Genomic DNA, 12774 nt, shown 5'->3' with positions numbered 1-12774 from the left:
CCGTAGCAGTCCGCAGGCAGCCGGGACAAGGGTGACGGTCAGTCGTCTCCGTACCTTCCGGTCAAGGAAATCGCACGGGCGCGCGCCGAGCGGCCCGCCGGGCCGGCGACTTGATGACTCCTGTAAGATGAGGGCGGTTTCGCCGAAACCGACGAGTCGCTCCAGGGCATGTTCCCGATGGCTCGCACCGGTCGCGTGTCTCGCAGGTCGCCTGATGTCTCCCGGAGGAACGGACAGATGACACGACGCAATGTCATTCGGTGCTTTCTCGGCGCCGCGGCTTGGCTCGCGGCCGGCCGGCGCCGGACGTCGCGGGCGCAGACCGCCCTTGCCGCCCGCGAGGTGTGGGCGAGAATCGAGGCGGTCGGCGACGGCGTCTGGGCCGTGGTCTCCACCCCGAGTCCCGACGACCGTACCACGTACGCCACCTTCTGCAACGGCGGCATCATCGCGGGCCGGGAGCGGGTGCTCGTGTTCGAGGGGTTCGGCTCGGCCGACGGCGGCGCGTGGGTGGCCGAGCAGGCGCGAATCCTGGCGGGACGGCCGGCAACGGACGTCGTCGTCAGCCACCACCACGGCGACCATCAGGGCGGGCTGAGCGGCTTCGGCGCGCCCGGGGCACGCCCCACGTTGTGGGCGACCGCGTCGACGCGCGACACCGTCCTGTCCGCGGACGTGCACGAGGCGCGCGACATGCTCGAGGCCGCCACGCTCGTCGCCGCCGACGGCCCGACCACCATCGATCTCGGCGGCCGGCAGGTGGCGATCACGCCCTACGCCGGCCACACCGTCAGCGACATCATCGCCGTCGTCGACGACATCACGTTCTGTGGCGACCTGATATGGAACCGCGTGGTGCCCAACTACGTCCACGCGACGCCGATCGACCTCGACCGGAACGTCGGCGCGCTGCTGGCCGGCCGCACCGCGACGATGGTGCCCGGGCACGGGCCGCTCCTCGACGCCGACGCCCTGGACGAGTACACGACGCTGCTCGACTCCATCGAGGCCGAGAGCCGACGGTCGTTCGCCGCGGGGCAGTCGCCCGCGGAAGCGGCGGCGAGCTTCCGGCCGCCGGCCGGCCTCGAAACGTGGGGCGCGTTCGGAACCCTGCCGCGCGCCTTCGAGGTCGCATTCGGCGCCTGGCATCGGCAGCTCGGCCGGTGACGGCGCCATGGCCTGGGCGTGTCATGCCTGCGTGAGCACGTGTGCAGGAACGCCCGGACGTCAGCTAACGGACGTCGAGTGACTCGACCTGCAGCCGTCCGGCGCCGTCCGGCGCCGCGTTCCAGTGTCCGGTCACCTCAACCAGTTGGTCGCCGGCCTCGGCCGCCGTGGCCGTGAGGCCGTCCGTCTCGACGAGCGGGAGGGCGAAGTTGGGCGACAGAGCGAGGGCCGGCGCGCCGTTCCTGTCGATGACGTGTCCGATGGCGGTGACCGCCATGCGGTCGGGAATGAAGCCCGCGTTGCGCACCGTGTCCCACACCGCCGCCGGGTCCAGATGGCGACCGGGCTCGACGGCGAGGACGATCCGCCCGTCGGCGGGGCTGACCTCCACACCGGAGACGTAGTCCACGCGGCGGAGCCGCCGTTCGAGTCCAGCGGCGCAAGAGGGACACGACAGCTCCACCTCGATGGTCACCCGCGCCACCCCCGGCAGGTCAGGTGACCGCGCGGCCGCCGCGCCCGCGGGCAGCGCGAACACGAAGACGCCGCTGCCGCCCCGCGGGTTGCGTTCCTCGCGAAGGAGGTCGCCGGGGAGAATCGTCGCCCAGCTCGAGCCGCCGATCGACGGGCCGGCCACGAACGCGACGAACTGCCTGCCGTCGACGGCATAGGTGATCGGGTACCCGTTCGCCATCGTCGAGAGCCGGCTGCGCCAGAGCTGCTCGCCGCTCAGCGCGTCGTAGGCGTAGACGTGCCGCCCCCAGTCGCCGATGAACACCAGGCCGCCGCCGGTGGTCAACGCCGACGTGTTGTAGGGCACGCGGAGACGGTGGCGCCAGAGAGTCTCGCCGGTCCGCACGTCCAGCGCTTGAAACTCGCCCAGTTGACCTGGCGCCTGTGGATGAAAGTGGTTCAGCCGGCCGCGCACGGCGCCACCCCCGCCGCCCCCGGCGCGTCGCTCGACGGGAGCGAAGGCGGCGGTCTCGCAGTTCAGATTCAGCGGCACGTACAGCGCGCCGGTCCCGGGGTGATACGCCATCGCCCGCAGGCTCTTGAAGCCGCCGGTGCTGGGGCAGAAGAAGAGCTCCTCGCCGACCTCGGACAGCATCCCGTCGCGATGCGTCACCTCGCCGGTCCGCGGGTCGACATCCAGGATGTTCTGATAGCCGAGGTCTATCGCGCGCCGGAACGCTCCCGTGACGCTGTCCAGCTCCCAGAGAATCCCGAGCTTGCCCATCGAGAACAGCGAGCGCTTGCCGTCGTAGTCGATCAGGATGCGCTCGAACGACTCGTCCATGTCGTGCGAATCGCCGGGGATGTGTTGGTAGTACCACCTCATCTCGCCGGTGGCGGGGTCGAGCGCCAGCGTGGAGTTGCTGTAGAGCGCGTCACCGTCCGTGCCGCGCGCGTCGCGGTTGTGCGGCTTGGGCTGCGACGTGCCCCAGTAGACGAGCCGGGTGACCGGGTCGTAGCTCCCCGTCATCCAGGCGTCGCTTCCGGCGCGGAACATGAGGGGCAGGTCGCCCCAGGTGTCGCCGCCGGCCTCGCCGGGACGAGCGATGGTCGAGGTTCGCCACAACAACCGACCGGTGCGGCCGTCGACGCCGACGATGTAGCAGGTGTCGTCGCGGTAGCGCCCGCAGCCCGTCATCCCGGCGACGATCGTTCCGTCGACGACGATCGGTCCGCTCGAGAACGTGTACCCCTCCTGGTCGGCCCCGACCGGGGTCTCCCAGCGCACCGCGCCCGTCCGGACATCCAGCCCGACGATGTGGGCGTCGTAGGTGTTCAGGATGACCAGGTCCTGGTAGACGGCCAGGCTCCGCATCTGCGCCGAGCTGCGGAGCCGCTCGTCCATCTCGCGGCGATACTCCCAAACGAAGTCGCCGGTGCGCGCGTCGAGCGCCTGGACCACATTGCCCGGGTTGGCGACGTACAGGAAGCCGTCGTGCACGAGCGGCGTCGTCTGCGAGACCCCGGGTTCGAGGCCCCAGGACCAGGCGAGACGCAGCTCGTCCACGTTGCCGCGGTCGATCTCGTCGAGCGGGCTGTACCCCCATCCGTCGAGGGTGCGCCGCCAGCTCAGCCAGTCGGCGGGGTCGGGATCCTGCAGCATCGCATCGGTGACCGGGGCAGGGTCCCGGACCTGCGCCTGGCCGGGATATCCCGTCGCCAGCGTGATGCCGGCGTATACGCACACTGCAAGCAAAGCGCGACGGCTCATGTCAATCTCCTGCGGAACGTGAGGTTATGGGATTATGCAGGAACGGGTCTGTTTGACAACCCGGTCGTCGCGACGTCCGGGGCCACGGCCCTTGTCTGTTGGAGTGCCGCCCGGGGCGTCCGTGCCGTCCGGCCGAAGCATGGAGGACTGGTGCAATGCAGGTCTTCAATCGGATCCTGGCGCTTGCCGGTCTGCTGGGACTCCTCGTCGTTGTCGTCGGGACAGGCCGCGTGCACGGCACGCAGGAGCCCGGGCCCGCCCGGGAGACGATCGTCTACAGCAGCATCCAGCCGTCCAACTGGGATCTGTACCTCTTCGAGAGCCGCGGCTCGGAGCCCCGGCGGCTGACGACGGATCCGGGGCTCGACTACAACGGCGTCATCTCGCCGGACGGGCGCTGGGTGGTGTTCACCTCCGAGCGGAGCGGCAACCCGGACCTGTACGTGCTCGACCTGGAGGGTGACTCCAGGCCGCGGCCGCTGGTCGAGAGTCCCGCGCTGGAGGACGCGGCGGCCATCTCGCCCGACGGCCGGCGCCTGCTCTTCGTCAGCACCCGGGACGGCAACGCCGACATCTTCGCGACCGCGTTTCGACCCTGGAACCCGTCCGCGGCCGGTGCCGCGACCAACCTGACGCGGCACCCCGCGGGCGACTACAACCCGGCGTTCTCGCCGGACGGCACGCGGATTCTCTTCTCCAGCAGCCGCGACACGACGGTGGCTACGAGCACCGGGGCCGGTCCCCCGGCGGCCTACCTGGCCAGCGAGCTGTACGTGATGCAGGCGGACGGGAGCGACGTGCGGAGGCTCACCCACCACGAGAGCTGGGACGGCGCGCCGGCCTGGACGCCGGACGGGCGGGAGGTCGTCTTCTACTCGCAACGGGACGGCGACCCGCGCATCTACCGCACCCGCGTCGATGGAATCGACGGCTCAGCGCCCGACCCGATCTCCGCGCCCGGCGAGGCCGCGCTATCGCCGGTCTCCGCGCCCGAAGGCCGGCTCGCCTTCACGGCGCGCCGGGACGACCGCTGGACCATCGTCTCCACCCTGCCCGACGGTTCCGATCCGCGAATCGAAAGCGACACCGCCCGCGACTACTGGGCGCCGGCCTACGACCCCGACTCGGGCCGCCTGCTGGCGCACGGACCGGGACCGACCGATCCGGCGTCGCGGTTCGAGAGCGACGCGCCCGGGGACTTCCTGATCCACCGGCCGCTCGAGGTCGCCATGCCGGGCCGCCGCGTGTCGCTCGTCGGCATCCGCGGCTATCTGCCGGCTGTCGATCCGACCTCCGGAGAGGTCGCCACCAGCGAGGCATTCGCGCGCCTCGTGGCGTCGAGGGCCGACGGTACCGGCAAGCGGGTCGTCTTCGACCTGGCCGGGGCGGATCGGTACCGGGGCCCCGACTCCGTCTGGGGGCCTTCCTGGTCGAAGGACGGCCGCTGGCTGGCGTTCGCCGTCGGGCCGCCGTTCGCTTCCGGCAACGTGGATGTGGACATCTGGAAGATCGGCGCCCGGGGCGGCGAGGCCGTGAACGTGACGCTGGACTCGGGGTCCAACGACGCGTTCCCCGACTTCTCGCCCGACGGCCGGCGCCTCGTCTTTCGCAGCATGCGCGACGGCAACGCCGAGATCTACGTGATGAACGCGGACGGCACCGGCGTGCAACGACTGACGCACCACGAGGCGACCGACACGATGCCCGCGTTCTCGTCCGGGGGCGACCGCATCGCGTTCACGTCGCTGCGGGACGGGAACTTCGAGCTCTACACCATCGCGTTCGACGCGGCCGGCCGGCCGGGTGCGCCGGAGCGCCTCACCCGGAGCCCCGGCCACGACATGCACCCCCGGTTCTCGCCGGACGACGAATGGGTGCTCTTCACGTCCCAGCGCGGCGAGTTCAGCGACGAGCTGCCGCTGTTGCGGGTCGTCTTCCAGCCGCAGCCGTACGGCGAGCTGCACGCCATCCGCCCGTCGGACCGGACCGTGGTCCGGTTGACTCACAACAAGTGGGAGGACGGCCCGACGGCCTGGGTCAGCGGCGTGCCCGGCCTCGACTGACGCCCGGCGACGCGTTCCCGGTCAACGCAGGCCGCCACCGAGGGTGAACCCGACGTAGATCTCGCGGCCGGGCGAGGGCCGGTAGTACCGGCGGCTGAAGTGGTTGATCAGGCCTGATGCGTTGTAGCGCTCATTGAACAGGTTGTCGATGCCCGCGAAGGGCTGCACATCGACGCCGCCCACCTGTCCGACCCATCCGAAGCGCAGGTCGACCACCGTGTAGGCCCAATTGGTTGCCGCCGCCTCGTTGGCGTTGGAGACGAAGTACTCGTCGACCCAGCGCACCGACGCGCTCGCCTGCAAGTGGAACGGCGCCGCGTAGTCGACCCCCGCGAACAGGCGCCCCGGCGGCGCACCGGGCTCGCGCTTCCTCGAGTAGTCGACGTCCCCGAGCACGTATCGGCGGAAGACGAAGTCCTGGTGGGTGTAGGCGAGCTGGGCCTCGAACCGGGCCGCCGGCCGCCAGCCCAGCGACAACTCGACGCCGTTGCGCGCGGTCTCGCCGGCATTGACGTAGTAGAGCGCAACGGCGCTGGGACGGATCGCCACTATCTGACTCAGCAGGCGCGAGCGGTAGGCGGCGACCTCGTATTGCAGCCGGGCCGGCTCGATCAGCCCGCGCACGCCGAACTCGCGGCTGCGGAGCCGCGCCGGGTCCAGCTCGTGGTTGAACCCGCCCCGCTCGTCCGGCGACCGCGCGAGCTCGGCGGTGATGGGCGTCTCTGTCGCTGGTAGCCGTAGCTGCCCCACTGCAGGTCGGGGCGGAGTGTCAGCCGCCGCGTCGGATCGATCTCGGTGACCAGGTTGATCACGCCGCCGGCGGCGTTCCCGTACAGGACCGAGCTCGGGCCGCGGATGACCTCGATGCGCCGCACCGACCCGAGGTCGACGCTGCCCGGCTCGGTGGTCCCGTCGGTGGTGGTCAGCGGAATCCCGTCCTGGACGACGGCCAATCCGCGGATGCCGAGCATGGGCTCGGAGGGCGGGGCGCGGACGCTCAGCGCGATGCCGCCCGTCAGCCCGTAGTCGCGCCGATTCTGGACGGTCAGGCCCGGCACGCCGCACAGCGCCTCGTCGAGCGACGCCTTCCGCTCGGTGAAGCCGAGCGCCTCGGACCCCAGCACCGCCACCGCGTTGGCCACGTCGCCCAGGCCCTGCTCCGACCGCGTCACGGTGACGGTCTCGGCCAGCGGCGCGATGGCCAGGGTGAAGTCGACAATCGTCTCCGCTTCGGCGACCCGCGCTGCCGTGGGATCGGCGCGGAACCCGGGCAGGAAGACGGATACCTCGTAGTCTCCCGCGGGCAGCCGCGCGATCTCGTAGTCGCCGTCCTCGCTGGTCACCGCGCTGCGCGCCAGGCCGGTTGCGGCATGCCGCGCGGTGACGGTCACGCCGGGCAGCAGGCCGCCCAACTGGTCGCTGACGACTCCCCAGATCGACCCGGCGTCGTCCTGCGCGGCCGCCGGCCCGATACCGGCAAGGAGGCACAGCACACCCACGCAGGCAATCCGGAGACCGTTGTCACCGGCGACGCGAACCATTGTCGTCGAGGGTCATGTACGGCGTTGGGGATCAGCACCAGCGGGGGCGATCACAAACAGTACCCCGAAACCGAAACGACCGCCATCGGCGCATCAAGGAGGCGTCGGGGCTCCTGTTCCGCATCAGCGGCGCAAGGCCGATAGAGGTGGTGAGCGACGTCAGCACGATCGGCCGGAAAGCCGTGGACGCCGGCCTCGCGCACCGCGAGCGTCAGGCCGGCCGTCTCGAAATCCGCCGGTCGGGTAGAATCCGTCACACGACGAGACCCGATGGGAGGAAGAGTAGTGGCTGGATACGCGCTGATAGACGTGGAGATAAACGATCAGGCGGCCTTCGCCGAGTTGCGCGAGCGAGCGCCGGCGGTCGTGGAGGCTCACGGCGGCAGGTTCCTGGTGCGCGGCGGCGCGACGGAGGTCGTACAGGGCGACTGGACGCCGCATCGTGTCATCATCATCGAGTTCGAGAGCGTCGAACGGGCGAAATCGTGGTGGAACTCCGCGGCCCACGCCGAGCTCAGAGCGATGGCCGACAAGTGCTCGAATACGACCACGACGATAGTCGAGGGCGTCTGACGCGACAGGATGAGCAGCGGCTCGAGCCGGACTGCCAGCGTTCGCTATCAGCCTGACGAGAGTCCTCCGGCTGCGCTTGCCTTCGGCTGCGGCCTGCAGCTCGTGGTGCTGGGCGGCGCCAGCATCGTACTGATCCCGACGATCGTGATTCGGGCCGCCGGCGGCAGCGAAGCGTACCTGTCCTGGGCGGTGTTCTGTGCAGTCGCCATCAGCGGCGTCTGCACCGCGCTGCAGGCGGTTCGCGCCGGCCGCATCGGGGCCGGGTACGTCCTCGCGATGGGCCCGCCGGGAGCCTTCATCGGCCTCAGCGCCACGGCGCTGGTCCAGGGCGGGCCGGCACTGCTCGGCACCCTGGTCGTTGCGTCGTCGTTGCTGCCGATCGTGCTCTCCGCGCGGCTCTCCCTGTTCCGGCGGCTCCTGACGCCGACCATCGTCGGCACGGTGAACATGCTGATACCGGTCACCGTGCTGCCGGTCGTCTTCGGCCGCATGCACCAGACGCCGGACCAGGTACCGGCGCTGGGCGCGCCGTTGACCGCGCTGGCGACGATCCTGGTCATCCTCGGTATCTCGCTGAAGGGGACGGCGACCCTCCGTCTCTGGGCGCCGGTCATCGGGATTGCGACCGGCTCGCTGATCGCCGGTGCGTTCGGTCTCTACGACCTGGCCCGGGTGATCGAGGCGCCGTGGGTCGGCGTGCCGCGGGGCGGGTGGCCGGGCATCGAGCTCGACATGGGCCCGGCATTCGTCGGGCTTCTGCCCGGCTTCGTGTTCGTGGCGTTTATCGGCACCATTCACACGATCGTCGGTACCGTCGCCATTCAGCGCGTCTCGTGGCGCGAGCCGCGGGCCGTGGACTACCGGGCGGTGGAGGGCGGCGTGGCGGCGGACGGCATCTGCAAGCTGCTCTCCGGCCTCGCCGGGATAATGCCGACCCAGACCGTCGCCGGCATCAGCGCGCCGGCCATCGAGATTACGGGTGTCGGGGCCCGCAGGGTCGGAATCGCCGCAGGTGGAATCCTGCTCGCTCTCGCGTTCCTGCCCAAGGCGCTGGCCCTGGTTCTGGCGATCCCGGGCGCGGTCGCCGGCGCCTATGTGACCGTACTGATGGCATTGATCTTCGTGCGCGGCATGACCGAGATCGTGCAGGGCGGCATCGACTATCGCAAGGGGCTGGTGACGGGCGTGGCGTTCTGGGTCGGCACGGGATGCCAGAACGGCATGATATTCCCCGGGCTTCTTTCGGACGTCGCAGGCGGCCTGCTGCAGAACGGCATCACCACCGGCGGCCTGGTGGCCATCCTCATGACGCTGTTCCTGGACATGACGGCGCCCCGCCGCTCCCGAATCGAAGTCGACTTCGATCTGGCGGTGCTCCCGAAGATCAGGGAGTTCCTCGGCGCGTTCGCGCAACGCAGCGGCTGGGACGCGAAGATGGTGCACCGCCTCGAAGCGGCCGGCGAGGAGACGCTGCTGACGCTGACCGGCCCGGACGAGCGGGATGCGAAGCGGCAGCGGCGCCGCCTGTTCCTGTCGGCGCACAAGGAAGCCGACGGCGCGGTCCTGGAGTTCGTGGCCGCGGTCGGCGAAGAGAACGTGCAGGACCGGATCGCGATTCTCGGGGAGCGGCCCGACGGTGTGCTGATGGAAAGGGAAGTCTCGCTTCGATTGCTCCGCCATATAGCGACCTCGGTCCGGCACCAGCAGTTCCACGAGACGGACATCGTCACGGTCCGCGTGGATGCCCCGGAGACGAGTCGTGCGGGCAAGTGAAGCGCTGACGGGCCGACGGGCATTCGCGTTGCGGGTGCTGGCCGGGCCGGCGGCGTTCGCCGTCGTTCGCGCCGCGCCGCTGGCCGGTCTCGGGCCGGAGGCGCACTTCGCGCTTGCCGCCTACGCGTGGATCCTCGCCTGGTGGGCGACCGTGCCGGTTCCGTGGGCGGTCGCCAGCTTTCTCCCGTTCGTGCTGCTGCCGGTCGGCAGCGCCATGCCCTTCGCCGAGGTGGCCGGCCTGTACGGCCAGCCGATCCTTCCCTTTCTGATGGGCTCGATGCTCTTCGGGCACGCCATGCACAAGCACGGGTTGGCGACCCGGGTCGCCCTGGCGCTGCTGCGCATGCCGGGCGCCGTGCGGTCGAGCGGCAGCCTGATACTCGTGTTCCTGATCGCGGCCGCGGTGACGTCCGCGCTGGTCAGCGACCTCGTCGTCATCGTGATCATGACCCCCATCGCGCTGTCGGTCAGCCGGTCGGCGGTGGCCGCGCTCGACGCCGGCGAAGCGGCTGCCCGGGCGCCGCGCATGGCGGAGGCGGCGAGTCTCGCGGTGCTGTACGGCGTGGCCGCCGGCGAGCTGGCGACCCCCATGGGCATCGCGTTCAACCCGCTGGTGCTCTCCGTGCTGGAAGAAACGACGCGCTACAGCATCAGCTTCGCGCAGTGGACGTCGACCGGGGTCGTTCTCGCCGCGGTCCACGTCCCCATCTACTACCTGATCCTGAAGCTGATGGTCGTGCCCGACGTGCGGAACCTCTCCGCCAGCCGGCTGCGCATCCGCCGGCAATCCGAGCAGCTCGGCCCGCTCGGCCGCGGCGAGAAGAACGTCCTGTTCGTGTTGACCGTGATGCTGGCCCTGTGGATGCTGCCGGCCCTCGCGACGGTGGAGTTCCTCGACATCTGGTACGTGCCCCCGGTGGGCATGGTCCTCCTCTTCCTGCTGCCGGTGGACGGCGAGCGCGGCGAAACGACCCTCGACCGCAAGGACCTTCAGGAAGGCGTGTCGTGGAACGTGCTGTTCCTCGTCGTCGGGGGCATGGCGATGGTGAGCGGACTGACCCGACTGGGAGTGACCGACTGGGTCGGGGCCGCGTTCGCGGGGAACGTCACGGCGACGGCGTTGCCGTGGCTGGCCGGTCTGCTCACGACCGTGCTGACGCAAGTGGCCAGCGGCATCTCCTCGACGGTGATGGTGTCCTCGATGCTGCTTCCGATCGCCGAGGCCCTCGAGTACAACGCGGCGATTCTGGCCCGGATCATCGCCGGCACGGCCCACGCCGTGGCGCTGCCGTGGTCGAGCCCCACGGCGGCGACCACGTTCGCCGCGGGCGCCGTCCACCTCGGGACCATGTTCAGAGCGGGCGTCGTGGCCACCGTTCTGACGTCAATCGTCGTCATCGTGCTGAGCATGATCCTGGTGCCGGCGTTCGGGGCGTTTACCGTGCAGTGAACCCGCCGGGGGAACCCGGGGCGGATCCCCGGCATGACGAGAATCGGCGCTCGCCGACAGGACCTCGGGACTGGCAAGTCAACTACCGGTGCGCCTCGCGCCACTCGCGCGCCAGGCGTTGCGCCTCCGCGATCTGCGCGGGGCTCATCCGCGCCTCCAACTGGTCGAGCGGGCTGCGATCGTGCCCGTTGTTCTGCGACACGGCCAGGTGCAGCCACATGTACGCTGCGACGTGGTCCCGCGGCGTGCCTTGGAGCCCCCAGGAGTAGGTGATGCCGAGTACCCACTGCGCGGCGTCGTGTCCCTGCTCGGCCGCGCGCAGATACCAGGCGAGGGACTCGGCATTGTCCAGGGCAACTCCCTCGCCGTTGCTGTAGGCGAACCCGAGAGCGAACTGCGCGTTGGCGTAGCCCTGCTCGGCCGCGCGCAGATACCAGGCGACGGCTTCGGCGTCGTCTTCCGGCACGCCGGTGCCGCGCTGGTACGCTTGACCGAGCCGGAACTGCGCCTCGGGGTCTCCCTGCTCGGCCGCCGGCCGGAGCTCGGCGACGTTCGGCGTGTTCTCGGCGTCGCCCGCTTCGCGGGCAGGAAGTTCCTCGCCGGCCACCGCTGCGCCGAGCATCTCGGTGAACCGAGGGCTGAAGTGGTTCGTGCGAGCCAGAATCAGTCCCTCTTCGTCGACGAGCACGTAGGTCGGGAAGCCGCGTACGGCCCAGGCCCGCTCGATGTCGCTGTCGATGCCGGCGTGCCAGTTGGTCCAGGGCATCGGCTCGCGCTCGATGAGCCTCGTCACGGTCTCGAGCTGCTCGTCGACGCTGATCGCCAGCAGGGTGAAACGGTCCGCCGGCAGCTCGCCGACCAGCTCGCGCAACTCCGGCAGCACGTCGATGCAGGGGCGGCACCACGTCGCCCAGAAGTCGATCAGCACCACGCGGCCCCGGTAGGCCGACAGGCTGTCCTCGGCGCCGTCGAGCCGGCGGCCCGTCATGTCCAACGCCGTGCCGCCCACGGTCGCGTGCTCGATGGTCCGGATCAGGTCCGCCTCGGCTTCCGAGAAGGTGCGCGGATCCGATCTGCCGAAGGGGCCGGCCGGAGCGACCGCGGAAGGATCGGCGGCGGCGGCGGCTCGCGCGCCGCCGAACGGCTGGTCCTCGACGCCGGCGCTCAGGCCGGTCGCCGCATCGAGGGCGCGCTGCCGCCGCCCGTCGCGTTCCTCCTCCCCGACCCTCGCTCCGTTGGCGGACCGCATCAGCCCGGCCGCCACGTAGTACCGCGCCGTCGCGCGAAACGCCGGACGCGGGGCGCCGGACGCCATCTCCTCGAAGAACCGGTCGATGCCCCGCGTCGACGACTCGCCGTCCGGTCCGTAGAATCGCCGGCCGTCCATCCGCATCAGGATCGACGGCCAGCGCTCGTCGTCCGGCGCCTCCGCGACGAGCGCCTGCGCTCCCCTGTACATGTGCTGGTCGGCGTCCGGCTCGGTGATGGTCTGCAGGACGAGGAACTCCGCGGCTTCCCTCGTCCTGTCGTGCGCGTCGGCGTCGACGATCGCGGTCGCCGCCGCGATGGCGGGGCGGATGTTCGGGCGCTCGGCGAACGCATCCTGAAAGCGGCGGTCGCGCTCGTCGGCGGACAGGCCGGCCATGGCGATCCCGCTGGTGCGCTCGCGCCAGGCGCTCTGCTGGTCGAGGTACTCCTGCACCACCGCCCAATCGGGAGCGGCGTCGGCCGGCCGGGAGGTTGCCCGGGGAATCTCGATGGGAGCGGCCGTCCCGGATTGCGCCATGTCGTGCGTGGCGGCGGCCAGCAACAGGCCCAGGCACACGGGCGCCATCGGTACGACGACCAGCATCGCAGGGAATCGCCGGCTGTTCGGAGTCACGTCGCGCTTCTCCTCCATGATGTCCCTCTCCGGATGATCGTTCGTCCAGCGCACTCGGTCGCCAGCTTGTTGCGGGCCGGCCGGCCGAGCCTTTCGGCAAG

The 12774-nt window shown here is 70.7% G+C and carries 9 protein-coding genes; 5 read left to right on the top strand and 4 right to left on the bottom strand.

Going from position 1 to position 12774, the window contains the following annotated elements:
* Positions 1-237 precede the first annotated feature (237 nt).
* Complete coding sequence (locus F4X11_19915) at positions 238-1167, top strand: hypothetical protein (GenBank protein ID MYN67264.1); 930 nt, start codon at positions 238-240, stop codon at positions 1165-1167.
* A gap of 64 nt (positions 1168-1231) precedes the next feature.
* On the opposite strand, the gene F4X11_19910 is transcribed toward F4X11_19915, so the two are convergent.
* A complete protein-coding gene (locus tag F4X11_19910; protein MYN67263.1) occupies positions 1232-3391 on the bottom strand; it encodes a PQQ-binding-like beta-propeller repeat protein in 2160 nt (719 codons plus the stop codon).
* Positions 3392-3546: 155 nt separating this feature from the next.
* On the opposite strand from F4X11_19910, the gene F4X11_19905 reads away from it, so the two are divergent.
* Positions 3547-5454, top strand: coding sequence for a hypothetical protein (locus F4X11_19905; protein MYN67262.1), 1908 nt, complete (start codon positions 3547-3549; stop codon positions 5452-5454).
* A 21-nt stretch (positions 5455-5475) separates the two neighbouring features.
* On the opposite strand, the gene F4X11_19900 is transcribed toward F4X11_19905, so the two are convergent.
* Positions 5476-6204: a TonB-dependent receptor gene (locus F4X11_19900; GenBank protein ID MYN67261.1), complete on the bottom strand. Its 729-nt coding sequence runs from the start codon at positions 6202-6204 to the stop codon at positions 5476-5478.
* Positions 6066-6995 carry a TonB-dependent receptor plug domain-containing protein gene (locus F4X11_19895; protein MYN67260.1) on the bottom strand — a complete coding sequence of 310 codons (930 nt, stop codon included), beginning with the start codon at positions 6993-6995 and terminating at the stop codon, positions 6066-6068. Before F4X11_19895 ends, F4X11_19900 begins: the two co-directional genes overlap by 139 nt.
* A gap of 270 nt (positions 6996-7265) precedes the next feature.
* On the opposite strand from F4X11_19895, the gene F4X11_19890 reads away from it, so the two are divergent.
* The 3 genes from F4X11_19890 to F4X11_19880 are packed head-to-tail and all read left to right on the top strand — an operon-like array spanning position 7266 to position 10791.
* Positions 7266-7568, top strand: a complete 303-nt coding sequence (locus F4X11_19890; protein ID MYN67259.1) for a DUF1330 domain-containing protein — start codon at positions 7266-7268, stop codon at positions 7566-7568.
* Between the two features lie 9 nt (positions 7569-7577).
* Positions 7578-9341, top strand: a complete 1764-nt coding sequence (locus F4X11_19885) for a hypothetical protein (GenBank protein MYN67258.1) — start codon at positions 7578-7580, stop codon at positions 9339-9341.
* Complete coding sequence (locus tag F4X11_19880) at positions 9310-10791, top strand: SLC13 family permease (GenBank protein ID MYN67257.1); 1482 nt, start codon at positions 9310-9312, stop codon at positions 10789-10791. The genes F4X11_19885 and F4X11_19880 overlap by 32 nt, the downstream gene beginning before the upstream one ends.
* A gap of 82 nt (positions 10792-10873) precedes the next feature.
* On the opposite strand, the gene F4X11_19875 is transcribed toward F4X11_19880, so the two are convergent.
* On the bottom strand, positions 10874-12691 hold the full coding sequence (locus F4X11_19875; GenBank protein ID MYN67256.1) for a redoxin domain-containing protein: 1818 nt from the start codon (positions 12689-12691) through the stop codon (positions 10874-10876).
* Positions 12692-12774: the final 83 nt, after the last annotated feature.

Source organism: Acidobacteriota bacterium, from assembly GCA_009861545.1.
Taxonomy (GTDB): Bacteria; Acidobacteriota; Vicinamibacteria; order Vicinamibacterales; family UBA8438; genus WTFV01.
Note: the sequence above shows the minus strand (reverse complement) of the source record. Positions and strands in the feature narration are given on the sequence as shown.

Excerpts from the sequence above, each read along its gene's own strand:
- F4X11_19915 (MYN67264.1), top strand. The coding sequence starts at position 238 with ATGACACGACGCAATGTCATTCGGTGCTTTCTCGGCGCCGCGGCTTGG.
- F4X11_19910 (MYN67263.1), bottom strand. The coding sequence starts at position 3,391 with ATGAGCCGTCGCGCTTTGCTTGCAGTGTGCGTATACGCCGGCATCACG.
- F4X11_19905 (MYN67262.1), top strand. The coding sequence starts at position 3,547 with ATGCAGGTCTTCAATCGGATCCTGGCGCTTGCCGGTCTGCTGGGACTC.
- F4X11_19895 (MYN67260.1), bottom strand. The coding sequence starts at position 6,995 with ATGGTTCGCGTCGCCGGTGACAACGGTCTCCGGATTGCCTGCGTGGGT.
- F4X11_19890 (MYN67259.1), top strand. The coding sequence starts at position 7,266 with ATGGGAGGAAGAGTAGTGGCTGGATACGCGCTGATAGACGTGGAGATA.
- F4X11_19885 (MYN67258.1), top strand. The coding sequence starts at position 7,578 with ATGAGCAGCGGCTCGAGCCGGACTGCCAGCGTTCGCTATCAGCCTGAC.
- F4X11_19880 (MYN67257.1), top strand. The coding sequence starts at position 9,310 with ATGCCCCGGAGACGAGTCGTGCGGGCAAGTGAAGCGCTGACGGGCCGA.
- F4X11_19875 (MYN67256.1), bottom strand. The coding sequence starts at position 12,691 with ATGGAGGAGAAGCGCGACGTGACTCCGAACAGCCGGCGATTCCCTGCG.